The organism is Streptosporangium sp. NPDC000396 (assembly GCF_042898655.1).
In the GTDB taxonomy this organism is placed as follows: domain Bacteria; phylum Actinomycetota; class Actinomycetes; order Streptosporangiales; family Streptosporangiaceae; genus Streptosporangium.
Map to the genome: position 1 here is coordinate 52,269 of NZ_JBIAZA010000014.1, position 22,331 is coordinate 74,599.

General features: G+C 68.1%; 28 protein-coding genes and 1 pseudogene. 18 read left to right on the forward strand and 11 right to left on the reverse strand.

Annotation, left to right across the window (positions count from 1 at the left end; translation table 11 throughout):
• Window positions 1-60 precede the first annotated feature (60 nt).
• Complete coding sequence (locus ACFY2X_RS23040) at window positions 61-714, forward strand: dihydrofolate reductase family protein (protein WP_389940857.1); 654 nt, start codon at window positions 61-63, stop codon at window positions 712-714.
• A 492-nt stretch (window positions 715-1,206) separates the two neighbouring features.
• Here the strand turns inward: ACFY2X_RS23040 and ACFY2X_RS23045 are convergent, their stop codons facing one another.
• Window positions 1,207-2,103, reverse strand: coding sequence for a LysR family transcriptional regulator (locus ACFY2X_RS23045; protein ID WP_389940859.1), 897 nt, complete (start codon window positions 2,101-2,103; stop codon window positions 1,207-1,209).
• A gap of 48 nt (window positions 2,104-2,151) precedes the next feature.
• Between ACFY2X_RS23045 and ACFY2X_RS23050 the strand changes: the two genes are divergently transcribed.
• The 3 genes and pseudogenes from ACFY2X_RS23050 to ACFY2X_RS23060 all read left to right on the forward strand — a co-directional run.
• A complete protein-coding gene (locus ACFY2X_RS23050) occupies window positions 2,152-2,877 on the forward strand; it encodes an SDR family oxidoreductase (protein ID WP_389940861.1) in 726 nt (241 codons plus the stop codon).
• Window positions 2,878-2,950: 73 nt separating this feature from the next.
• On the forward strand, window positions 2,951-3,874 hold the full coding sequence (locus ACFY2X_RS23055) for an NADP-dependent oxidoreductase (protein ID WP_389940863.1): 924 nt from the start codon (window positions 2,951-2,953) through the stop codon (window positions 3,872-3,874).
• Between the two features lie 47 nt (window positions 3,875-3,921).
• A pseudogene (locus tag ACFY2X_RS23060) lies at window positions 3,922-4,278 on the forward strand (helix-turn-helix domain-containing protein); the annotation flags it as partial.
• A 213-nt stretch (window positions 4,279-4,491) separates the two neighbouring features.
• Here ACFY2X_RS23060 and ACFY2X_RS23065 read toward each other — a convergent pair.
• From ACFY2X_RS23065 to ACFY2X_RS23075, 3 genes are all read right to left on the reverse strand, one after another.
• The gene (locus ACFY2X_RS23065) at window positions 4,492-5,304 is read right to left on the reverse strand and encodes a DUF2249 domain-containing protein (RefSeq protein ID WP_389940865.1); all 813 of its coding nucleotides are present in this window, start codon (window positions 5,302-5,304) and stop codon (window positions 4,492-4,494) included.
• Between the two features lie 218 nt (window positions 5,305-5,522).
• Entirely contained in the window at window positions 5,523-5,969 is a 447-nt protein-coding gene (locus ACFY2X_RS23070; protein ID WP_389940867.1) for a hemerythrin domain-containing protein, read from the reverse strand.
• 181 nt (window positions 5,970-6,150) lie between these two features.
• Window positions 6,151-6,615 carry a MarR family winged helix-turn-helix transcriptional regulator gene (locus tag ACFY2X_RS23075; RefSeq protein ID WP_389940869.1) on the reverse strand — a complete coding sequence of 155 codons (465 nt, stop codon included), beginning with the start codon at window positions 6,613-6,615 and terminating at the stop codon, window positions 6,151-6,153.
• A 78-nt stretch (window positions 6,616-6,693) separates the two neighbouring features.
• Here ACFY2X_RS23075 and wrbA point away from each other — a divergent pair, with 78 nt between their 5' ends.
• The 5 genes from wrbA to ACFY2X_RS23100 all read left to right on the forward strand — a co-directional run bounded on the left by wrbA (window position 6,694) and on the right by ACFY2X_RS23100 (window position 11,103).
• The gene (wrbA, locus tag ACFY2X_RS23080) at window positions 6,694-7,374 is read left to right on the forward strand and encodes an NAD(P)H:quinone oxidoreductase (RefSeq protein WP_389940871.1); all 681 of its coding nucleotides are present in this window, start codon (window positions 6,694-6,696) and stop codon (window positions 7,372-7,374) included.
• Between the two features lie 25 nt (window positions 7,375-7,399).
• Complete coding sequence (locus ACFY2X_RS23085) at window positions 7,400-8,827, forward strand: MFS transporter (protein WP_389940873.1); 1,428 nt, start codon at window positions 7,400-7,402, stop codon at window positions 8,825-8,827.
• A 277-nt stretch (window positions 8,828-9,104) separates the two neighbouring features.
• Entirely contained in the window at window positions 9,105-9,740 is a 636-nt protein-coding gene (locus ACFY2X_RS23090) for a hypothetical protein (RefSeq protein WP_389940875.1), read from the forward strand.
• 442 nt (window positions 9,741-10,182) lie between these two features.
• Window positions 10,183-10,482 carry a hypothetical protein gene (locus tag ACFY2X_RS23095; protein ID WP_389940877.1) on the forward strand — a complete coding sequence of 100 codons (300 nt, stop codon included), beginning with the start codon at window positions 10,183-10,185 and terminating at the stop codon, window positions 10,480-10,482.
• Between the two features lie 54 nt (window positions 10,483-10,536).
• Window positions 10,537-11,103 carry a pentapeptide repeat-containing protein gene (locus ACFY2X_RS23100; RefSeq protein ID WP_389940879.1) on the forward strand — a complete coding sequence of 189 codons (567 nt, stop codon included), beginning with the start codon at window positions 10,537-10,539 and terminating at the stop codon, window positions 11,101-11,103.
• 12 nt (window positions 11,104-11,115) lie between these two features.
• Here ACFY2X_RS23100 and ACFY2X_RS23105 read toward each other — a convergent pair whose 3' ends face one another.
• The 3 genes from ACFY2X_RS23105 to ACFY2X_RS23115 form a co-directional block, all read right to left on the reverse strand.
• The gene (locus ACFY2X_RS23105; protein WP_389940881.1) at window positions 11,116-11,475 is read right to left on the reverse strand and encodes a DUF2834 domain-containing protein; all 360 of its coding nucleotides are present in this window, start codon (window positions 11,473-11,475) and stop codon (window positions 11,116-11,118) included.
• Window positions 11,472-11,594: a hypothetical protein gene (locus ACFY2X_RS23110; RefSeq protein ID WP_389940883.1), complete on the reverse strand. Its 123-nt coding sequence runs from the start codon at window positions 11,592-11,594 to the stop codon at window positions 11,472-11,474. The genes ACFY2X_RS23105 and ACFY2X_RS23110 overlap by 4 nt, the downstream gene beginning before the upstream one ends.
• A 343-nt stretch (window positions 11,595-11,937) precedes the next feature.
• Entirely contained in the window at window positions 11,938-12,741 is an 804-nt protein-coding gene (locus ACFY2X_RS23115) for a hypothetical protein (protein WP_389940885.1), read from the reverse strand.
• Window positions 12,742-13,500: 759 nt separating this feature from the next.
• On the opposite strand from ACFY2X_RS23115, the gene ACFY2X_RS23120 reads away from it, so the two are divergent.
• From ACFY2X_RS23120 to ACFY2X_RS23130, 3 genes are all read left to right on the forward strand, one after another.
• Complete coding sequence (locus ACFY2X_RS23120; protein ID WP_389940887.1) at window positions 13,501-13,821, forward strand: hypothetical protein; 321 nt, start codon at window positions 13,501-13,503, stop codon at window positions 13,819-13,821.
• Between the two features lie 134 nt (window positions 13,822-13,955).
• Entirely contained in the window at window positions 13,956-15,035 is a 1,080-nt protein-coding gene (locus ACFY2X_RS23125) for a hypothetical protein (RefSeq protein ID WP_389940889.1), read from the forward strand.
• A gap of 390 nt (window positions 15,036-15,425) precedes the next feature.
• A complete protein-coding gene (locus ACFY2X_RS23130) occupies window positions 15,426-15,620 on the forward strand; it encodes a VOC family protein (RefSeq protein WP_389940891.1) in 195 nt (64 codons plus the stop codon).
• A 97-nt stretch (window positions 15,621-15,717) separates the two neighbouring features.
• Here ACFY2X_RS23130 and ACFY2X_RS23135 read toward each other — a convergent pair whose 3' ends face one another.
• Entirely contained in the window at window positions 15,718-16,092 is a 375-nt protein-coding gene (locus ACFY2X_RS23135; protein WP_389940893.1) for a DUF5335 family protein, read from the reverse strand.
• 206 nt (window positions 16,093-16,298) lie between these two features.
• Here ACFY2X_RS23135 and ACFY2X_RS23140 point away from each other — a divergent pair, with 206 nt between their 5' ends.
• The 4 genes from ACFY2X_RS23140 (at window position 16,299) to ACFY2X_RS23155 (ending at window position 18,435) form a co-directional block, all read left to right on the forward strand.
• Complete coding sequence (locus tag ACFY2X_RS23140) at window positions 16,299-16,544, forward strand: ATP-binding cassette domain-containing protein (RefSeq protein ID WP_389940895.1); 246 nt, start codon at window positions 16,299-16,301, stop codon at window positions 16,542-16,544.
• Window positions 16,444-16,944 carry a S26 family signal peptidase gene (locus ACFY2X_RS23145; RefSeq protein ID WP_389940897.1) on the forward strand — a complete coding sequence of 167 codons (501 nt, stop codon included), beginning with the start codon at window positions 16,444-16,446 and terminating at the stop codon, window positions 16,942-16,944. The genes ACFY2X_RS23140 and ACFY2X_RS23145 overlap by 101 nt, the downstream gene beginning before the upstream one ends.
• A gap of 162 nt (window positions 16,945-17,106) precedes the next feature.
• On the forward strand, window positions 17,107-17,598 hold the full coding sequence (locus ACFY2X_RS23150; protein WP_389940899.1) for a vitamin K epoxide reductase family protein: 492 nt from the start codon (window positions 17,107-17,109) through the stop codon (window positions 17,596-17,598).
• Window positions 17,599-17,646: 48 nt separating this feature from the next.
• A complete protein-coding gene (locus tag ACFY2X_RS23155) occupies window positions 17,647-18,435 on the forward strand; it encodes a DsbA family protein (RefSeq protein ID WP_389940901.1) in 789 nt (262 codons plus the stop codon).
• A gap of 249 nt (window positions 18,436-18,684) precedes the next feature.
• On the opposite strand, the gene ACFY2X_RS23160 is transcribed toward ACFY2X_RS23155, so the two are convergent.
• Complete coding sequence (locus tag ACFY2X_RS23160) at window positions 18,685-19,386, reverse strand: hypothetical protein (RefSeq protein ID WP_389940903.1); 702 nt, start codon at window positions 19,384-19,386, stop codon at window positions 18,685-18,687.
• A gap of 263 nt (window positions 19,387-19,649) precedes the next feature.
• Here ACFY2X_RS23160 and ACFY2X_RS23165 point away from each other — a divergent pair, with 263 nt between their 5' ends.
• Window positions 19,650-20,642 carry an ornithine cyclodeaminase family protein gene (locus tag ACFY2X_RS23165; RefSeq protein ID WP_389940904.1) on the forward strand — a complete coding sequence of 331 codons (993 nt, stop codon included), beginning with the start codon at window positions 19,650-19,652 and terminating at the stop codon, window positions 20,640-20,642.
• A gap of 105 nt (window positions 20,643-20,747) precedes the next feature.
• Here the strand turns inward: ACFY2X_RS23165 and ACFY2X_RS23170 are convergent, their stop codons facing one another.
• Together ACFY2X_RS23170 and ACFY2X_RS23175 are read right to left on the reverse strand one after the other, a co-directional pair.
• Entirely contained in the window at window positions 20,748-21,065 is a 318-nt protein-coding gene (locus tag ACFY2X_RS23170) for a hypothetical protein (RefSeq protein ID WP_389940906.1), read from the reverse strand.
• A 25-nt stretch (window positions 21,066-21,090) separates the two neighbouring features.
• Window positions 21,091-21,636 carry a YceI family protein gene (locus ACFY2X_RS23175; RefSeq protein ID WP_389940908.1) on the reverse strand — a complete coding sequence of 182 codons (546 nt, stop codon included), beginning with the start codon at window positions 21,634-21,636 and terminating at the stop codon, window positions 21,091-21,093.
• Between the two features lie 98 nt (window positions 21,637-21,734).
• On the opposite strand from ACFY2X_RS23175, the gene ACFY2X_RS23180 reads away from it, so the two are divergent.
• Entirely contained in the window at window positions 21,735-22,226 is a 492-nt protein-coding gene (locus ACFY2X_RS23180; protein ID WP_389940910.1) for a MarR family winged helix-turn-helix transcriptional regulator, read from the forward strand.
• The last annotated feature ends 105 nt before the right edge of the window (window positions 22,227-22,331 follow it).

A 22,331-nucleotide genomic window follows, 5' to 3' on the forward strand; every position in this document is an offset into this window, starting at 1 on the left:
TGTGTAATGTTCCGCCTGTCCGCAGATGTGGACATCGTACACAAAGGGGAGCAAATAATCATGGAGCTCAGCGTTCACACCTTCATCAGCCTCGACGGCGTCATGCAGGGTCCGGGCGGGGCCGGGGAAGACCCCAGCAACGGCTTCGAGCGCGGCGGCTGGATGGTGCCCCACGCCGCCGACGGCCAGCTCGCCCCCGTCGACGGCTGGTTCCGCAAGGCCGACGCCATCCTTTTGGGGCGCAGCACCTTCCAGATGATGCGCCCCTACTGGTCGCAGGTGACCGACCCGGACAACATCGTGGCCACCGCCCTCAACACCTGGCAGAAGTACGTCGTCAGCGACACCCTGTCCGACGCCGACGCGGCCTGGGGCAAAACCGAGGTGCTGCGCGGCGACATCATCGAGCAGGTGCGCCGGCTCAAGCAGCAGCCCGGCGGTGAACTGCAGGTGCACGGCAGCTGGCAGCTGGTACGCGCCCTGCACGACGCCGGGCTGGTCGATGTCTACCGGCTGATCCAGTTCCCGGTCGTCGTGGGCGAGGGCAAGCGCCTGTTCGCCGACGGCGCCATCCCGGCGACCTACCAGATCACCGAGTCGCAGGTGCTGAGCGGGGGTTCTGGAGCGGTCTCGCTCACCCTGCGTCAGACTGCGTTCGCCACCACCGGCACCGGCGAGTTCGTGGTGAGCGACGGCAAGGAAGCCATCGCGTGAGGACAACGAGCCGGCCACGCTCTTGCCACGGCCGCCTCCTATTAGGTGTTGCTGGCCATGACGTTGTCGTCGGTGGTGGTCACGGCTGAACTTCGTCAATCCCGGCATGAGCGGTCGGATCTTGTCGCCAGTCGGTGACCGGAAGACGATATTGCCGTGACCAGCGGGAGAACCTCGGATTGGCCAGAGACGGTCGGGCGCTTCGGAGCGGTCGGTGCCGTCGTCGCTGGCCTGTCCGGTTGTTGCGTCGGCCTAGTCGTGGGCCTCTTGGCCTATCCGCCCACCGCTTGGTTTGCGACGTTTGAACTAGGCGCGCCGAGCGGTGGCGCGATCGTGGGGGCGATCACCGCGTATTCGCGGGCCCTCACCGTTAACCCGCGAACTCCACGCGGCATTTCCGGATGTATCCCGAATCCGGATGTATCCCGAAACATTGGTGATGCTCGGTACAGTCGTGCGGCCTGCGAACAGCGGTGCTGCAGCGGGTATCGGCTAGAGGCGTGTCGCGATGCGGACGAGGTCGGCGACGGCTTTGGATCTGCTGTGTGGCGGCCAGGCAATGACGGTCGTGACGGCCGGTGCGTCCGGCACCGGCACGATGGCGTGGTCGTCGCGTAGCTGGTCTCGGAGCGACTCGGGTACGACGGCGCAGGCCAGTCCGAGCGCGATCAGTTGGAACAGTTGGGTATGGTCGCGCACCTGCGGGCCGGGGCCGTCCGGATGGCCGCCATCCCGTCCAGGCCAGCGCGGCAGGGGAAGATCCGTCTGGGCGTTGACCTCGACTAACGACAGATGCGCCCGGTTGGCGAGGGGATGACCCTTGGGCAGGACCACGACCTGCTGTTCGGTGTGCAGATCCTCGGTGTCGAATCCGGCTGTCGTGTCGTAAGGTCGGTGGAGCAGAGCAACGTCGGCACGCCCGGTGCGCAGCAGACTTTCCGGCTCGCCCGGCCCGCACAGCATCACCTCGACGGCCACGGCGCCCGGTTCAGCGGCGTAGGCGTCCAGAAGCTTCGACAACAGTTCCCTGGACGCTCCGGCCTTGGCGGCCAGCACCACACCGGGCTGGTCGCCCGCGGCGCGGCGGGTGCGCCGCTCGGCGGCTTCGACCGCGTCGAGCGCGGTCCGCGCCTCCCGCAGCAGCACCGACCCGGCCTCGGTTAAGGCGATGGCGCGAGCGGTGCGGTGCAGCAGAACGACTCCGAGCCGCCGTTCCAGCTGCTGGATCGCCCGCGACAGTGGTGGTTGCGCCATCGCGAGCCGTTGTGCCGCCCGCCCGAAGTGCAACTCCTCGGCGACGGCGACGAAGTATCGCAACTCCCGCGTCTCCACCCGCTCATCGTATCCGGCGCTGACCACGACCAATACCCGTGCGGTATCGCCGCCCACCCGACCGGTCTTGGACGCCCCACCCGAGTCCGCAACATGATCGACGGTATGAGTGAACGGACGATCGCGCTGGTGACCGGCGCGAACAAGGGAATCGGATACGAGATCGCCGCTGGCCTGGGCGCGCTTGGCTGGCGAATCGGTGTGGGCGCGAGGGATCAACAACGCCGCGACACCGCGGTGGAGAAGCTGCGCGCGGCCGGGACCGACGCGTTCGGCGTGCCGCTCGACGTCACCGACGACGAAAGTGTCGCCGCCGCGGCCGAGCTGATCGCCGGCCATGCCGGAGGGCTCGACGTCCTGGTCAACAATGCCGCGATCACCGGCGGTATGCCACAGACACCGACCACGGTCGAGCCCGCGACCGTGCGAGCTGTCGTGGAAACCAACGTGATCGGCGTCATCCGGGTCACCAACGCGATGCTGCCGATGCTGCGCGACTCGGCATCACCGCGGATCGTCAACATGTCCAGCAGCGTCGGCTCGCTCGCCCTGCAAACCACACCGGGCATCGACATGGGCCCGGTTCCCGCCGCCTACTTGGCCTCGAAGACCTTCCTCAACGCCCTCACCATCCAATACGTCAAGGAACTGAGCGACACCAACATCCTGATCAACTCCGGCTGCCCCGGCTTCACCGCCACCGACCTCAACGGCTTCCAAGGCGTCCGCACACCACAACAGGGCGCGGCCATCGCGATTCACCTCGCAACCCTGCCCGACGACGGACCGACCGGCGGATTCTTCGACGACGCCGGAACGGTGCCCTGGTAACAGCCACACCGGCACGAACCATTCCCGTTCTCGACGTCAGCCGCGCATCGCGCGCCACAGGAGAAGCAAGACAATGACAAAGGCAGTCAGATACGACGAGTTCGGTGGAATCGAGGTGTTGCGGGTCGCCGAGGTCGACCGGCCAGTGCCCGAGTACGGGCAGGTCCTCGTGCGGGTCAAGGCCGCAGGCATCAACCCCGGTGAGGCGGCCATACGCACCGGCGCGATGGCCGACATCTTTCCCTCGACCTTTCCATCCGGGCAGGGCAGCGACCTCGCCGGAGTTGTCGCCGAGGTCGGCGCCGGAGTCGACCGATTCGTGGTCGGCGACGAGGTGATTGGGTTCTCCGAGCGGCGGGCAGCACAGGCCGAGCTGGTCCTGGTCGACGTCGACAACCTCACACCCAAGCCGGACAGCATCTCATGGGAGGTAGCGGGCGGCCTGTACGTCGCCGGAGTGACTGCGTGGGGGGCAGTGCATTCCATACAACTCGACAGCGGGGAGACCGTCGTCATCTCCGCAGCAGCCGGAGGAGTCGGCTCGCTCGCCGTTCAGCTCGCGCGCCGTGCCGGAGCCACGGTCATCGGCCTGGCGAGCGAGCACAACCATGAATGGCTGCAAACACACGGTGTGATTCCGGTCGCATACGGTGACGGCGTCGCCGACCGGATCAAGGCCGCCGCACCGAGCGGCATCGATGCCTTCATCGACACCTACGGCGGCGGGTACGTCGAACTGGCCCTGGCTCTCGGCGTCGCGGTCGAACGGATCGACACGATCGCCGACTTCGCGGCAGCCGCGAGGTACGGAGTCAAGACCGAACCCGGAACCAACGCCAGACCTGGCGCCGAGGTACTTGCCGAACTGGCCGCCCTGATCGCCGACGGACACCTCGAAGTCCCGATCGCCAACGTTTACCCGCTGACGCAGGTCCGCCAGGCCTACACCGAACTCGAACGCCGACACACCCACGGCAAAATCGTGCTCAGACCCTAACCGGCACCATGCAACGCAGCGCGCTCAAGGCTCTGCTCAACCGCAGGATGACGCACCGCAACTCGCCGCTGTCGGTCGAAGGCAGGCGGCGACTGGTGGAGCGGTGCCGGAGCCGACCGATTTCCCACGTGACCGCCGAAATGGGCATTTCGCGAGCCACGGCGTCGAAATGGGTGAATCGATACCGGCAGTTCGGCGACCTCGGGTTAGTCGACCGGCCCTCGACGCCGCACCGGCAACCCACCGCGACCCCAGGCGACGTTGTCGTACAGATCGAAACTATGCGCCGCAGCCACAAGTAGTCGGCGGCACGGATCGCCTTCGAACTCAGCCAGCAGGACGTCCCAGTGAGCCGGCGCACGGTCAGCCGGGTGCTCGCACAGCTCCAACTGAATCGGCGACAACGTACTGGCCTCATACAATTAGGCGGCCTCGGTCAAGGCGGTGAAGTCGATCTGGGGTAGGTCGGGGTCGAAGGCGTTGGGGCGCAGGCGCAGCACGTCGGTCATGTCCAGCGCGGTACAGCTTCATCAACCCCGCCACTCGACCCTTCAAGATCACCCCAATGTGGATTTTGGGCGTATGTGGGGTGACCTCCGGGTACGGTTCCGCGCCGATCAGGGGCGGCCGACGCGAACCCGCCACACGGCCGGGCCCGACTCGGTGTAGTCCCAGGTGAACTCGCCGGGGTGCTCGGCGGCGAACTGGTAGTAGAGCGGCCGGGGATCGTGGTCGTTGACGAGGACGAACGCCATGCCCGTCGGCAGCTCCCGGAAGGTGGCGAAGATCTCCTCGTGGCGCCGGGCGGGGACCAGGCGGCGTACGTCGAGTTCTCCGACGAGGAATTCCCCGGCGGCGGCCTTCGCGCCGCCGAACGCGCTGCCGGCGGTGCCCTCCGTCACCAGGTCCTGAGCGCCGCACCCGCAGCCGCCACACCCGCAGCTTTGCTCGGGGGCGGGTTCCCCGAGGATCTCGTGCATCCCGTCGAGCAGGGCACCGAGATCGACACCGGCGTCGGCCAGAGCGGGCAGCAGGACGTCGTTCTCCTTGCTCAGGTGCGACTGGAACAGAGCGTTCAGCGCCGCGGCGGTGCTGACGGCCTCTCCCGGCGTGCTCGCCCTCTCAAGTTCGCCGACGAGGTCGCGCAGGACGACGTGCTCGGCGCTCATGGCGCGCACGAGCAGCCGTGTCTCGGGCAGATCCGCCGCGACGCGATACAGCGTCTCCTCCTCGGCGACCGCGTGCGGGAGTACCTCCCCGGTGCAGAAGGCGACCAGCACCGCCTGCCGGGCGGAGGGTGACGCCAGCCGGTCGATCGAACGGCCGATGGTCACGGCGTGGTCGGACATCGTCCGGCCGAGCCGGTCATGGTGGGCGCGGATCGTCTCCAGGACGACGTCGTTTGCGTTCCCTTTCGTCCGCTCGGTCATGAAAGTCCTCCTGTATGGCCGTGACCTTTGGTTTTGCGGTCTATGAATGGTCGTTCGTGAGCGGTGGTCGGCGCCGGACGGCTGAGAGGAGGCCGTCCGGCGCCGGGGCGTCCGGGGAGGAAGGCCCGGACCGCCATGGGGGGTAGCTGTCAGACCGCGTGACGCATCCGGGTGCGGGACCTTGGGCACGCGGCTTCTGGGACCTTTGTCCTGTCCCGCTATCCGCTGGCCGCGGATTGTTCTGCGGTGATGCGGTCCCAGGCCGGTATCGGCAGCATGATGACCGCTGCGGGGAACAGGCCGTGCTCCTCGCTGTCGATGTGCCGGCGCAGCTTGTGCAGCGCCTCCAGCACGGCGGTCCAGTCCGGCCCCGCGCGGTCGATTCCGCTGAGCACTCCATGGATGTCGTCGTGCTCGGCGCAGAGCAGGTCCACCGCTTCGGCCAGCGACCCCTCGGCGCGCAGCTCGGCGAAGAGCCCGTTCTCCTCGGTGACGGTGTGCGGGACCAGCTGGGCGACCAACTCGTCGAGCAGGAGTACGGCATCGCCGTACCGGCCCTCGTTGATCGCCCGGCGTAGTGCCCCGGCGGTCTCCTCGATCGCGCCGTGCTCCTCGGTGAGCCGCCCGATCAGCGGAAACTCCCGGCAACCGCAGTAGTTGCACATCCTGTGACCCCTTGATGTCAGCATCTGACTCCAGGGTGCTCACCGTGAACCCCGCATGACAGAGGCCAGAGACTCACCTATGTAGGGACTTTGGCCACTTTCGGCGCGATCTGGCGAGGAAGTCGTTGAGGTGCCGGGCGAGCGGATGGCCCCGGCCGACGCTGGGTGAGCGCCCGGCGCGCTAGGCCGTGCCGGCGCCGTGTGGGCGGCGGGGGCGCCTGGTATCCACGTTGCCGGTCAAGGTTCTGAGGATGCCGGGTAGTTCTGCCACCGTTTCGGCAGGCAGGCCGGCCACGGTCTCCTCCGCCAGGGCGCACCAAAGGTGCTTGACCTGGTCGGCTAGAGCTTTGCCGCTGTCGGTGAGTTCGACGATGCTGGCGCGCTTGTCGGAGGGGACGGGTTTGCGGCGGATGTGGCCGCTGGCTTCGAGCTTGCGGGTCATGAGCGTGACGCTGGGCGGCTCGCAGCCGAGCGCTTCGCTGAGCTGGGTCTGGATTCTCGGGCCGGTCCGGGCGAGCTCAAGCAGGAGCGCCTCCTGTCCGGGGTGCAGGCCGAGCGGGGCCAGCAGCGCCGCGGCCCTGGCCCGGTGGCGCAGGCTCAACAGGCGGATGGCCTGGTTGAGAGCGTCGGCGTGCTCGAAGTCCATGGGCTCTCCTTGACAGATTAGTTATGCGCATAATATTTATTCGCATAACTAATCCTACATGACATCGAGGAGCCGGACATGACCGTGAAGGTCGCCGTCATCTACTACAGCGCGACAGGCACTGTGCACGCACTCGCGCAGGCCGTCGCCGAGGGCGCCGCCTCGGCCGGGGCCGAAGTGCGGCTGCGGCGGGTCGCCGAGCTGGCGCCCGACAGCGCGATTGACCAGAACCCGCAGTGGCGGCGGCACGCCGATGCCGCCAGTTCGATCGCCCAGGCCTCGGTTGAGGACCTGGCGTGGGCCGATGCATTTGCGTTCGGGACGCCGACGCGGTTCGGTGCGCCTGCCGCGCAGCTCAAGCAGTTCATCGACCAGGCCGGCGGGCTGTGGCACGAAGGCGGACTGGCCGACAAACCGGTGACGGCCTTCACCTCGGCGTTCAACCGGCACGGCGGCAGCGAGGCAACGATCTTGTCGCTGGGCAATGTCTTCTACCACTGGGGGGCACTGATCGTCCCGCCCGGATTCACCGATCCGGTCGTGTACGCCGCCGGCGGCAACCCCTACGGCACGTCGTCTGTGACCGGCCCGACCGGAGACGGCTCAGACGCCGCGGCGCTGGAAGCGGCCAGGTACCAGGGACGGCGGTTGGCCCAGATCACGATCCGGCTGCTGGAAGGCAGCCGCGTCACCGATGCCGCCGCGGGCAATGGGAACGCCCGCGAAACCATGGCCGGGACAACCTCCCGGACCGCGTGAGCGGCGAGTCAGCGAGGAGGAAGTCATGACAAGCACCAGCACCATAACTCAGCGGGCCAGGCCGCACGCCGGCCCCGCCTGGTTGGTCCTGTCACTGGCGGGTGCCTGCCAGTTCATGGTCATTCTGGACGCGTCCATCGTTAACGTCGCCCTGCCCTCGGTCCGCGAAGACCTCGGCTTCACACCCACTGGCCTGGCCTGGGTGGTGAACGGCTACCTGCTTACCTTCGCCGGCTTCATGCTGCTGGGTGGCCGCGCCGCTGACCTGTTCGGCCCGCGCCGGATGCTGGTCACCGGGTTGTTCTTGTTCTCCGCCTCGAGTCTGGTCGGCGGCCTGGCGACCGCTCCGGAGATCCTGGTGGCGGCCCGCCTCGCGCAGGGCATCGGAGCCGCCATGATGGCCCCGGCGACGCTGGCCGTGATCAACACCTCCTTCACCGAGCCGAACGCGCGTGCCAAGGCGTTCGGCGCATGGTCTGCCGCGGGCGGCGTGGGCGGGACGGTCGGCGCGGTCGCGGGCGGTGCCATCACCACTGGCCTGTCGTGGCGGTGGGTCTTCCTCATCAATGTGCCGATCGGCGCGGTGCTGATCGTCGTGGCCATGATGTCGCTGGCCGGCACGCGAACCGGCCGGCGGGAATCGCTCGATCTTACTGGCGCGGTCACGGGGACGGCGGGGCTGGCTGCACTGATCTACGGGGTCATGCAGAGCGCCGATCACGGCTGGTCGTCCGTGCTGGTCGTCGGGCCGGCCGTGGCGGGCCTGCTCCTGCTCGTCGTCTTCACTGCGGTGGAGGCGCGTTTCGCCACCCGGCCGATGGTGCCCCTGCGACTGTTCAAGATCCGGGGGGTGGCCGTCGGCAACGGCATGCTGCTGCTGTTCGGCGGAATTGCCATCGCGATGTGGTACTTCACGTCACTCTTCCTGCAGAACGTACTCGGCTTCAGCGCGCTTCAAGCCGGGCTCGGGCAGACACCCGCGGCGGTGATGTTCATGGTGGTCGCGCGATGGGCCGCCGTCCTGCTGCCGAGAACCGGTGTGCGCCCCCTGGTGCTTGCCGGCAGCGCCTGTTTCCTGGCCGGTTTCGGCTGGCTCTCCCTGGCCCACGCCGACAGCGGCTACGTCACCAGCGTGCTCGGGCCTACGTTGCTCATCGCGGTCGGCATCGGGCTGACGTTCTCCACCCTCATGGCCGCGGCGACCGCCGACGGTCCCGAGGGCGACGCGGGGATCATCGGCGGCCTGGCCAACACCGCCAGTCAGGTCGGCGGGTCGATCGGCCTGGCGGTGCTCGCGACGGCCGCCGGCACCAGAGCCGCGTCGGAAGCCAGCGGGAGTTCCCCGTCCGATGCCCTCGCCGCCGGCTACGACCTGGTCTTCCTCATGGCGGCCGGGCTCGGCCTGGCCATCGCGGCGGTCAGCTTGCTGCTGCCGCGGCACCGGCGCGGCTGACCGCCGGCGACGCCGCGTGCTCACTCGCCGCCCGGCGGTGGATGATCATGTGCCGGTGGAGCTGGGACCTTCGGAACGAGCCGGGCAAGCGATGCCCGCCATAGCCGATGGCGGCTGTTGAAACCGGGTGATCGGGTGGGCGCTGCCACATCGTGCGGACGTGGCGCCCGTGCGTACCACGGGTCAGGAGACTCCCCTGGGAGGGGGAGGTGGGAGATCCGGCCGTCCACGACAGTCGTGGTGTCAGTTCACGCCACTCCCAAATCGGAGAACCACCATGATTCAGGCGGCTCCTCGAATCATCGCCGTCCTCGCGCTGGCGGCCACGACGACCGTGACCGGCGCCTCGGTCGCGGTCGCCGCGCCCGCTGCCCCGGCCGTAGAGCCCGCTGCCCCTGCCGTGACCACGGCACCGGCCGAGAGCACCCCGACCGCCACGACCACCTCCAGCATCAAGGGGTGGGCGCGGATGTACTTCCCCGCCCCCGGCAACGATGTCCAGATCACGGTCGACGCGCACAGCGAGTTCACCCAGGAGAGCCCCAGCATTCCCACCCGGTCCTGGGGCACGTTCCGCATCTACCACGGGGTCGACGAGCCGGGGAAGCCTCATCAGGAGAACTGGGGAGAACTCGAAGTCGACTGCCTGACCACCGGCGGCCCCACCGCCACCGTGACCGGGATACTCGTCCGCACCACTCCCGGTGGTCCGTGGGAGGACCTGGTGAAGCGCCGTGTCCGTATGGGGGTGAGCTTCTACGTCGCGGGCAAGGGCGCCGGTCCCAGCCGGATCGGGCTGTCCGGGGCGACGCTGAAGGGAGAGCCGCCCCTGACCAGGTGCATGGCCCCGGCTCCCGACGCGCCGGTGACGAAGGGCGGCTACACGCTGAAAGACAAGCGCCCACTCGACTGACCCGTTGAGGCGCGCTTCAACGGCGTCCTCCTCCTGAACGTGACCTCAGCCGCCATGGAGCAGTGAGGTCCTGTTCTCGGAGGTACTGAGCTGGGGTTTCAAGCCGGAATCACGTGTGTTCTCGAAAGTCGGTAGCGTCTCCGCTTCTGAGAACACGGTCTTCTTGGAACCTCGGTGACCTGCACTGATCAGCTCACTTGGGGCCGGGGCCGCGTTCGGGAGGAGGGCGCCTACTCGGGTCGGTGCGATGAGCCGCAAAGTAGAGGTGGTGCCGCAGGTCAGAGAGCGTCGCATCACGAGTTGAGCAACTGACCCCGAAGCGGGTGCTATGCGGGGTGGAATCGGGTGCATGGGCTTTCTCCGGGGCTCTCCTCGGCCGTCTGTGCGTCCGCCCGAGCTGCGGCCACCGCGTTCGATGTGGTGGTGGGCTCTTCCTGCGGCGTTGCTGGTCGGTGCGGCGGTCTGGGGCACCAGCGCCTGGCTGCTGCAAGGTCTGGACACGGTGCCCGTCGCCGGGCAGGTCTCGGCTCGGATCGAGGCCGTTCGGACCGCGCTGGCGGCCGGTGCAGGCGTCGGTGCTGCGGTGACGTTGCTGCTGGCCGTACGCCGCCAGCGGCACCAGGAGCTGGCCACCGCGCACACCACGCACGACGCGGCCGAGCGCCGGGTCATCGAGCTGTACACCAAGGCGGTCGAGCAACTCGGCAACGACCAGGCCCCGGTCCGTCTCGGCGGCCTGTAGGCTCTGGAACGCCTCGCCCAGGACACCTCGGCGCTGCGCCAGACCATCGTGAACGTGATCTGCGCCTACCTGCGCATGCCGTTCACCCCGCCGTCCGAGCAGGACCGCCACACGAGGATCCGCGCCGCCCAGCGGGCTGCCCGCGCCGGCGCCTCCCGCCCGGACGCGGGTCGCGGCCGCGACCCGCACGAGGAACAGGAGGTGCGTCTGACCGCCCAGCGCATCCTGGCCGACCATCTGCGCTACCAGCCGCCCGCCCGCCGCTGGTGGCAGCCACGCGATGCCGATCTCAACGCCCGCCACTGGCCCGGCATCCAGCTCGATCTCACCGGCGCCACCCTGATCAATCTGAACCTGAACGGCTGCCGCGTCCGTGACGCCATGTTCCGCGAAGCGACCTTCACGGACTACACCAAGTTCGATGGGGCGACCTTCACCAGCCACGCCGCCTTCCACGGAGTGACCTTCACCTGTATCGCGAACGAACGTTCGTGTCACTTAACGATCATGCGTTGCGGCTTTTGGGCTACCAGGAATCCCCGCATCATCGCAAGCCAGGGGCGTATCCGACCAAAGTTTCTTCAGGACTACCGGGACCCCGTGACCATCGGCATCCAATGACTATCGTGCAGCTCAGCGCGAGAGCCGCACGCCACCGGCTAGGGCCGCGCCTTCCGCCGGTCGCCGTCGGCGCTCCCGCAGCCACAGGTAGAGCGGGAGCCCGACCGAGGCGCCGGCGAGCGAACCGATGACGACCCACACGCGATCGCGGACGTGCAGGGCGCGGTCGGTGACGGCCGCGGCGAGCAGTATCACCACCGCGATGACGACGTCCCAGGCGAAGAACGCGGCGATGTCGTTGGCGAGCATGTCGTCGACGAAACGCGGCAGGTCGAGCCCGTGCTCTCTGAGCCAGCCGATGGCGTGGCGATAGGGGACGATGATGCCAATGGCGAGCAGCAGCAGGTAGAGGCGTTGTCGCGGGGTGCTCATCGGGTCTCCTGACGTGCGCTGAGGAATCGGGGCAGCGCTGGGTGCAGCGCGCCCCGGTTGCCGGAGAGCAGGCTGTGGTGCGACACCCCAGCGATGGTGGCGACATCGGTGGCGAGCATCAGGGTGGGTGTGGCGGCCACCGTACCCGCAGCAACTGCTGCCCACCCTGCTCACCGACCTGATCGACTTGCAGGATGCTACCGCCCGAAACCCGCCAGGATCGCTCCCCTCTACCGGGCGTCCTCCTCCCGAGCGTGGCCCCGGCCCCAAAATGGAGTGATCGTCGCGGGTGACCCCAGGTGATGGTTTCTCGCTGCGGTTGCAGGTTTCGGTCGGGACAGGCGCGGATGACGGCCTCGGCGCCCACGCCGATGATGAACGTCGGCCAGGGGCCGCTCATCTGACCGTGCGCGGCGGCCGCCACCAGCGCGCCCAGCTGCGCGAGAAGCGGCCGCCGAGCTTCTAGCTGCGGAAACGGCCCTCACGGGCGTAGACGCAGGTGCCGCCGCCGCAGGACGGGTCGGCGTTCCAGGCGTCGTCGTAGGAGACCGTGCGGTGCCGCTTGATCGCGCCCGACTTCACCACGGCCTGGTGGTGCCCCGGCGGCACCAGGCCCTCGAAGTGCTTCACGAAGTTGCCGAGGATGTTCCTGTAGTAGATCCGGTGCCGGGCCCAGAGGTTGCTCGACGAGCTCTGCGGGGTGCAGTTGGCGACGTAGCTCTCGGCGATGCTCTGCTTGAAGCCGCCGAAGTCGAACGTGCTGTACGACTTGGCCGGCAGGCCTGGCACCCCGTCGTCGTGCCAGAGCGTCCAGCCGAAGGGCGACCAGGTGCAGGTCGACGTGCCGGAGCGGACCGCGCTCGCCGGGGCGGTCAGGCCGCCCGCCGTGACCGGCTCGCTGGTGATCCTGCGCCGCTGCAGCTCGGCGGGCAGGTCGGCGCCGTGGGCCTCGACGAGACGCCGGGGGACCGCGACGTCGGGCGGGGTGATCTCCAGATAGGTCTCCAGGAGGGTGTCCTCGTCGTCACGGGCGATGAGGGGGGCGCGACCGATCATTCCGGTCTGGACCATCCCGACCTCGTCGGACGGGACGCTGTCGGTGAAGGTCACCGACAGCCCGGTCGTGTAGTCGAGTTGAGCTAAGACGATCTCGCGGTCGGACTCCTCGGTGGCGGCAGGGGCCCCTGCCTTGGCCGTGGCCATGGCAGGGGAGGGGGCGAGGAGCAGGGCGGCGGCGATGGCCGCCAGGAATGGGCTGAATCTCATGCGGGCTACGTTAAGAAAGGATCTTTCAGTTGCCTTAAAGGTGAGCTCAGCGCATATTCCTTCTGACCTACGTGCCCCCTGTTGTTGCAACAGCGGGGGGTGGATTTGGCCGGAAAGGCCCTCCGCTCGGGTCCGTGCGATGAGCCCTCAAAGTAACTCTCAGTAACTGAACTGGTCGTTAGTCGCTGCGGGATGTCCTCGGCGAGGTGATCCTGAATCCGCGCCGCGCACGGGAGTGTCAGGTCGGCGGGGTCCCCGTAGTGCTCGCGGAAAATCGGGCGGATATAGCCCGACAGGCTCGTGAGCAGGGGATCTTCGGGCTCTGGCAGGAGGTGGCCGGTTGGCGACGCGGGTGTTCGCGGACCAGGAGCTGGAGGCCCTGTAGAGGTTCCCTGAGATCGGCCGGGAGGAGCTGTTCCGGGTACTTCGGAGGTGGTCACACGCGCTGCTCAGTGCGGCGAGTATGCGAGGAGCGCCTCAGCGCCTTGGCAGCGACCCCCTGGGGCTGACCGATGATCTCACTTCATTGCGACAAACGGAAACAATACGGAGCGCAACGGGCACATTTAGCAGGCGCATTCAGTAGCAAAATGAAGATCAAAAGCTCGTTGCCGAGCGGTGGGAGCCCCGGGCGCTGTTGCAGCCATGTGGGGGGACGGGGCGGCGCCGGCAAGCGCAAAGTCCGTCTCGCGACGCCCGATATCGTTACTAAGAGCGACGAAATGCTCACACAATGTCTGTGCTGGGGAGAGGATCACCATGTCCGAATCACCCGTGACCACCGAGGAACGGTTGTCACGCTTGCGGGCCCAGTTGTCAGGGGCGCGGTCCGGCACCAAGAGGGACCTGCGCATGCGACTGAGCCACGGCGGCAACACGCTGATCGGCGCGAGTCTGCACGCCGCCGCCCGCAACGCCAAGGGGCTGGAACTGACCGAACTGGAACAGCTCCTGGTCGAGGCGATGGGCACGGTACTGGCCGAGGAGGAGATCGCCGAGTTCGGCCGGGTCTACCAGGAGGAGACCTCCCCACAACGGCGCGGGAACTATTCCCGGACACCATCACCGGCCGGCCGCTGACCGAAGGCTTCTCCGTCGAGGAACTGGTCGCGGACTTCCCCCGGATCGGCGCCGAGATCGCCGCACAGCCCAACGCCAGCCTGGTCCGCCTGGACGAACTCGCGCCCGATGCGCCGCTGGACACCGAAGAGTTCATGCAAGCGCTGGCGACCCACGGCGGCGGAATCACCGTCGTCGTCGGCCCACAGGAGCAGGCACCACGCGGAATCGACGGGGCGGACGCGCTCTACGTCAAGCTGTCCTTTCGCGACTTCTGGTGCAAACGCAGGTCCGGTGAGGCGGGCAAGGACGAGATCTACTGGACCTCCTCGGCCGGCAGCGACGCCGGGTCCGCGAAGGAGTATGAGTCGCCGGAGTTCGGCTCAATCGTCAAGGGCAGCCACCGGTACTTCGCCGCGGGTTCGTACCTGTTCAACGGCATTGTGGACAAGTGGCTCACCTGCAACATCGCCTGCTGGGAAGCCGACCACAGCGGCAGCGGCTGGTACAGCAATCTGCGTAAGGGCCTTCGGGACATCTCCGCCTACTGCTTCAAGGCCTCCGAGGACCTGGAAGACAACACCGGCGAGTACGAGGGCAGCAGCGCCTGGTTCTCCCTGGTCGGGCTCATCGCGAGGCTTTTTGACTGGCTGTTGAGCCTGATCACCAACGAAGACGACCTCGTCAAGGAGCGCTCCATCGGCCTCACCCGCTCGGCGCTGAAAGCCCTGAGCCAGCGCCCCGGTGGCTACGACTTCTGGGACTTCAACGGCGGCGGCGGCCACCACCAGATCAACATCAAGGCGGAGGTGACCGAGCCCACCGTCAGCACCGTGATACGCTCCACCGTCCTGAGCGGAAGCGGTTGGAGCGGGGACGTCCAGATCCCAGGGCGTACCCCCGGCGCGCCGGCGCTGGCCTCCTACAACGGCAAGCTGTACTGCATGGTTCGCGGCCTCACCGACCAGGGCCTGTACTGGAACAGCTTCGACGGCAGCCAATGGAGCAGCTATACCCAGCTCGGCGGCGGCGCTGCAAGCCCCTCCGCGCCCGCCCTCGTCGCGTACGGCGGCAAGCTCCACTGCATCTACCGGGACGCCAACGGGGTGCTCAACTCTTTCCAGTTCGACGGCGACCGCTGGAGCTATTCACCCAAGCACCCTCCCGGCAGCACCTCCGCCCCGCCCGCCCTGGCTGCCTTCGACGGCAAGCTCTACTGCGTCCACCGCGGCTGACCACAGGCCATACGGCAACGACCGGCGCGCCCTGCGACCTTCGGGGCGCGCCGGTGACGGCGAGGCGGGAGAAGCGCTGGCACAACCTAGCCCCGCCCTCGTAGGCGGTGACGAGGCGGGCACTGGCCCGTTGGCACGACAACCGGGACCCGGCGACGCGACGCCGGTAACGCCCACAACGCCGCAGCCTCCAGTGCCAGGGCAGAGCTATATCCGCCCGATTTTCCGCGAGTACTACATCCGAGAACAGGACCTCGCTGCTCCATGGCGGCTGAGGTCACGTTCGGGAGGAGGACGCCTCAACCGTGCCCTCGCCACCTGGCCCGAGCGGCTCTGGCGAGGTGTGACTGAGCGCATCGGTTGGCGGATGAGCGCTCACGTTGGCGAGCTGTGCCTTCCGGCCGGCGAGTCAGGGCCATAGCAGAGGCTGCCGGCGCCGAGATCCTCCAACCGCCGAAGGACATGTTCCACGGTGACCGCACCGTCATCCTCAAGGACCCTTCGGGTCACATATGGGTATTCCTCACCCACGTGGAAGACGTCTCGGATGAGGAGCTTCGGCGCCGCCTGGCCACCGCCGGGTGACCGGCCGCCGTGCGCGCGGTGACCGGGCCGAATGCCGAGCGCCGCACTTGACGGAACCCGCCAACTGAAGTGCTCGGTCACACGAGGGCACGACGGCTCAGGCGGATCTCTCCCCGGAAAGCGAAGCCGGGTAGACGATCACGATCGTCTGGCCCCCCTCAGGGTCGAAGATGTCGAACGCCCGCACCGCGCCGTGCTGCATGGTGTCGGCCAGGATCCTCTGCGGGCGGTCGACGGCGTGGCGCAGCACCACCGGGTAGCGCCCGTCACGACCTCCCACTCCGACGGAGAACTGGTCGTTTCTCGGGTCGTACTCCAGATAGGCCAGCGGTATCTTCTCGGCCTGCACCAGGTCCCCGAACTCCTTGTTCACCATTTCGATCGTCACGTCGGCGCCTTCGTACTCGCGCGTCATCTCGTCGAAGAACTCGCGCCACTCGTCACGCGGAAGTTCTGGCCGCTGCTGGTTCATGTCATTGCCCCCTCCCGGCCACGGCCCGCCTCCCCACCATGCTCGACGAGCCTGAAACCGTGCCACATCACCCGATCGAGTAGAAATCTCCTTGCCGGGGCAGGGGAGTCCGCAACGCCGTACGGCCCGAGCGCCTCTTGGCCTCAGCCGTACAGGTCGGGGAGCATCGGGGGTCCGGCGGGCCGCGTCAGCCGGAGCGATCAGAAATGTACGTCAGGGTTCTCCGGCGAGCGGTCCGGGACGGCCGGCGTCGCGGTCAGGCGGGGAAGTCCACGCTGGTGAAGCTCCTGTGCCGGTTCTACGATCCGACCCGCGGCGCGATCCTCTGGGACGGCGTGGACATCCGCCTTCATGGAGGCCGACAAGGAGAACCCCGAGACGGGAGTGGTGCTCTCCGGGGGGCAGTGGCAGCGGCTCGCGCTGGCTCGTGCCTTCCTGCGCGGCCAGCGTGACTTCATGATCCTCGATGAGCCTTCGTCAGGACTGGACGCGCAGGCCGAGCACGAGATCCACACCGCGCTGGACAGGTATCGCAAGGGACGTGCCAGCCTGCTGATCTCCCATCGGCTGGGCGCCATCCGGGACGCCGACCTCATCGTCGTGCTTTCCGACGGCCGCGTCGTCGAACAGGGCGGCCATGTGACCCTGATGGCGCCCGGCGATCCGGTGCCGCGCGACAGGGTTCCGGGCCTGGCCGACGTTCCCCATGACAGGGTGCCCCCGGGCAAGGTGGTGCTTTTAGGGGGCAATAGCGAAGTTAGCTATGATTCTCGGGCAATGGGATTCATCCCTGTAGAGCGGATTCTTGGCGTGGTGGTTCGCCGGCTGGGCACGACGGCGGCGACCGGGTGATTCGGGAAGTCGAGTCTGCCCCGTCCTGAGGTATCCCGTTCTCCACCGGTTTGCTTATCCCCCTCATATGCGCGGTGCCCTAGCGTTTTCCGGGGCTTGGATACGAGTCGGCGACGAGTGAGGGTCCCATGCGTGGAGGCTGCTGACGAGGAAGGACCGCCCGTGCTCCAAGATGTCGGCTCGCGAGTCGAACAAGCGCCGATTCCGTATCGCCCACGATGGTTCTTCGTCACCTTGGCTCTCCTGGTCATCACAGGACTGGCGGTGTCGGTCTATCTCACCATCGCCCACTACAACCACGATGTGGCGCTCGTCTGCGCGGAGAACGCGAACGTCGACTGCGCCGCGGTGACGTCGAGCGAGTTCTCCACGTTGTTCGGAATCCCGCTCCCGCTGCTGGGGCTGGCGTTCTTCGTCGGGTTCGGGGCCCTGGTCACCCCGTGGGCGTGGCGCTCACAGAACCCGGTCTTCAGGTGGGGACGGCTCGGCAGCGCGATCGGGGGAGTGCTGTTCGTCGTCTACCTGGTCACCGCGGAGCTGGCCGTCCTGGGCAAGATCTGTCTTTGGTGTACTGCCGTGCACGTGATAACCGTCCTGCTCTTCGGTCTCGTCCTGTTCGACGAGTACCGCCGAATCGCCCAGGTGCCCTCCTGACCGTCGGCCAGTCGAGTCACGGCGTGGGATTTCCTCTTAGGAGAGTGAATGAGTAAGAGCGTCCAGCAGCGGTCCAACCGGGAGCGGCTCGCTGAGGAGCGCCAAAAGCAGAAAGCTCGCGAGAAGCAGCGCAAGCTGCTGTTCGGCGTGCTCGGCGGGCTTGTCGCGGCCTCGGTGGCGGTAGTCGCGGTCGTCACCATCCAGAACAATGCAAGTAAGAGCGGCCAGAAGGCGGTCGCGTACACGGGTCCGGTGGCCCCCGCCACCCGCCAGGCCGACGGGTCGATCCTCATGGCGAAGGAGGGCGTCGCCGGCCCCACCCTGGAGGTCTTCGAGGACTTCCAGTGCCCGGCCTGCAAGCAGCTCGAAGACAAAGTGGGCGACGCGGTGAAGAAGGCGGCCGCCGACGGCAAGGCGAGAGTGATCTACCGGCCGTTCCAGCTCTTCACCGCCCCTGACTTCGCCGAGCCCATCCCGTCGGTGTCCCGTCGCGGAGCGAACGCGGCGTTCTGCGCTCCCGCCGACAAGTGGGCCTCGTACGCCAAGACGCTGTTCGCCCACCAGCCGACCGAGGGTCAGAACGGGTTCGAGAACAAGGAGCTTCTCAACTGGGCCCGGGATCTCGGCTTCTACAGTGCCGACTTCGAAAAGTGCGTGACGGGCATGCAGAAGGCCGGGGACATCGAGAAGGCGACCAAGTACGCCAAGGACCAGAAGGTGACGGCCACGCCCACCATGAAGCTCAACGGCAAGGAGCTCGGGCGGGAGCAGATCGAACAGATCTACTCCGACCCGTCGTCCGGCCTGGAGCAGGTCCTCGCCACGGCCACCTCCTGAGGTCGCGGCCGGAACTTCCTGAGGCCGTGATCGAAACGCTCACCGGGTTGGCCGGGTCGCCGGCCCGCTGAAGACCGTGAGTGTCCGTCCGGCTCGCCGCGGCACGCTCTGACGGCAGGGCGGGCCGCGGGGCCTCAACTGCGGGAACGCCAGAAACGGGGCCTCAACTGCGGGAACGCCAGGAACGGGGCATCAGCCGAGGGACCTCAGCTGCGGGGACGCCAGGAACGGGGCATCAGCCGAGGGATCTCAGTCGCGGGGACGCCAGGAACGGGGCATCAGGCCGGAGGCCCGGGCGACGCGGTTCTCCTGGGCGGTCCCCCGGGCCCGGCCCGGCTTGGCGCGGACGACGTAGCGGAAGGGAAGCCCGCCGGGAGCCGCGAGCATCCCGCCGAACCGGGTGTCACCGGCGAACCAGACCTCCTTGACCGGCCGAGTGTCCTTCTCCGGTGATGTCCGGATCTCTTTGGCCGGCCGCGTGCCTTTCTCCGGTGGCGTCCGGACCTCCTTGACCGGGCGCGCGCCTTCCTCCGGCGGGGGGAACGAGCATTGAGCCTGGCCGTCCGGCCGCAGCAACACGACCCGGCTCTGCCCCGCCCAGTTCCGGCCTCTGTCACGCCGTCCCTCGGCGGCGACCACCCGTACGGTCTCGGTGGCGCAGGGCCACACCTGCCAGCCGTACATGGACATGACCGCTCTCTCCCTGCGCCGGGCCCGGCGCCACAGCAGGACCGGTGCGGCGGTCGACACGAGGAGGATCACGAGGATCACCACGGCGGGCGACACCGGCCCCTCCGTCATGGCCACGAGCGCCAGCAGTGCCACTTCGGCGGCGAGTATGGCGAGGCCCGGACGCAGGCGCCGCTCCCGGCTCCGTAAGATCTCCTCCACGCCGGGGGTGTCGAGGGCCGCGCCCGGCAGCACTCGGTAACCGAACTCTTCAGCGAGCATCGATGTCCTCAGCTCCCGCACCGCAGAGGTTCCCGCGTCCCGGACCCGGCGGTCCGAGCGATTTCTTCCCGCAGGGTGCCATACGGAGAGTCGAGCGGCATAGCGGCCTGGCGTCGGTGCCAGGCCGGCACCGGCCCCTCCGTCATGGCCACGAGCGCCAGCAGTGCCACTTCGGCGGCGAGTACGGCGAGGCCCGGCAGCCGCCGCTCCTGGCTTCTGATCTAGATTGGGCTGATCCGTATTGAGCTGGGAGCATCGTCCGCATGACCCGAATCCTCGGACACCGTGACCTGATGACCCTGCTGGACCCGGACGCCTGCGTCGAGGCTCTGCGCGACGGCTTCATCCGGAGCGACGCCGTGACCGTCCCGGGGCAGCGTATCCGCACCGATCTGCCGTTCCCCGGCACTGCCACCGCGCTGATCCCCGGGCTGCTGCCCGGGATCGACGCCTACACGGTGAAGGTCAACGCCAAGTTTCCCGGGGCTCGGCCCGCTCTGCGCGGGATCATCTGCCTGCACGGCGGCCAGGACGGCGAGTTGCTCGCGCTGCTGGACTCGGCGACCATCACCGCCTGGCGAACCGGCCTGGCCGCGGCGCTCGGCACCCACGTCCTCGCCTCCGCCGATCTCGGGGAAGGAGACGACCGTGAAGGGGCCGTCCTCGGCGTCATCGGCGCGGGTGCCCAGGCCGAGTTGATGGTCCTCGGCCTGCGACGGCTTCGCCACGTGGGCGGGCTGGTCGTGCACGACATCGATCCAGCGCGCGCGGCCTCCTTCGCCGACCGTCACGGCGGTCACAGCGTCGGCTCGGCCGCCGAGGTCGCCGCCCGCGCCGACATCGTCCTGCTCGCCACATGGTCGCGCACCCCGCTGCTCCACCTCGCCGACACCCGGCCCGGCCAGCACCTCACCAGCCTGGGCGTCGATGAGCCGGGCAAGCGGGAACTCGCCGACGACGTGCTGGAGACCGCCCTGATCGCCGTCGACGACCGGCCGCTCGCGGCGGCCATGGGCGTGCTCGCCGCGGCCGGACTGCCGGGGGAGGCGGCCCACGCCACCCTCGGCGAGATCCTGCGCGGTGAGCACCCCGGCCGTACCGACCCCGGCCAGTGCACCGTCTACTCTCCCGTAGGGCTGCCGTGGCAGGACCTCGCCCTGGCCTGGCTCGCCTACCGGGAAGCCGAGCGCCGTGGACTCGGTGTCGAGGTCGACCTCCTCGGCTCTCCGCCCGCCTCCGCTGAATCCGCGCGGTGAGGCGGAGGCGGTCCGCCTCGTGTCGCGCCGGGGCTCGTGCCGCCGGCCGCGAGGCCGGGCTCAGGAGGGATCCGACCGGCTTCCCGCTGGTCGGGCTCTGGGGCGTCACAGGGTGTTGAGGTCGACGGCTTGGGCGATGGCGGCTCCGTCGACGGCCAACGGGGCGGTGCCGTACACGTTGGAAAGCTTGATGCGCACGGAGGTTCCGCCGGTGCTGACGCGGATCACCTGGCGGAGGGTTTGGCGGGCGAAGCCCTCCTGAGACCAGTTGGGGCCGTACCAGGAGGTGCTGGGAGTGGCTGATTGAGCGGCGGTGCCCCAGGCTGCCGCCCATGGGTGGGGTGAAGCCGCGGCGGGGGTGGTGGCGGTGGCCAAGGTCAGGGCGAGGGCACCGGCGAGGGCGGGGGTCGTGAAGGCGCGCATGACGATGTCGCTTTCGGGGACATGATCAGGCGGTCTTGACGGCGGACAGGTCGAACTCAAGCGTGATCTTTTCGGAGATCATCACGCCGCCGGTCTCCAGAACGGCGTTGTAGGTGATGCCGAAGTCCTTGCGGTTGATCACGGTGCTGCCTTCGAAACCGACCCGGGTCAGGCCCTGGGCGTCGACTGCGGTTCCGGTGTAGTCGAGGGGAATGGTGATCTCCCTGGTCACGCCGCGGATGGTCAGCCGGCCGGTGACCTCGAAGCTGTCGCCGCCGACGTGCTTGATGCCGGTGGAGTCGAAGGTGACGGAGGGGTGGTCGGCGGCGTCCAGAAAGTCGCCTGTGCGCAGGTGGGCGTCACGGTGGTGGTTGCCGGTCTGGATCCCGGCCACGTCGAGGACCACGTGGACGCTGGAGGCGGCGGGGTTGCCGGCGTCCAGGAAGGCGGTCGCCTCCTTGACGGGGATGCTGCCGCGGACCTTGGTGACCATCGCGTGGCGGGCCACGAAACCGAAGCGGCTGTGTGCGGGGTCGATGGTGTAGGCGCCGGTGGATTCGCTGGGGTACATGCCTGCCTCGCTCCGATTTCATTAGTTCAGTGCTGGAAGATTGAGCAGGACAGTACATTGACTTATTTCAGTGCGCAACTTTTGAGTACGATGACTTCGTGACACGATGGCTCAACAACGACGAACAGCGAGCTTGGCGGGCCTTCGGGTTGGCCACCCGCCTGCTGACCGACCGCCTGGAGCGCGACCTGCAGGCTGCGGCCGACATGCCGCCCACCTACTACGAGCTCCTCGTCCTGCTCTCAGAGGCGCCCGAGCGGACGATGCGCATGAGCGAACTGGCGCACTGGACCAACTCAAAGCCGAGCCGCATCTCCCACGCGATCAACAAGCTTGAGCAGAAGGGGTGGGTGCGAAGGGAGCACTACGCAGATGACCGGCGAGGCTGGCTCACCGTCCTGACCGACGACGGCCTGGCGGCCCTGCAGACCGCAGCTCCCCAGCACGTGGCCAGCCTGCGTGAGCACCTGATCGACCCGCTCACCCCAGAGCAGCTCCGGCAGCTGGGCGACATCAGCCAGGTCCTCCTCGATCACCTGACCCTCCACCAGGAACAGACCAAGCACACCGGAAAGGGGCAGGGGGAGTAAGCCGGGGTGGCGCGTTTCGGAGCCGCGCATCCGGCGGTGTGCCACTGATTTTTGCCCGCCGGGAGAGGTACTGGGGGAGGTAACTGTCGCTCGCGGCGCCTGACA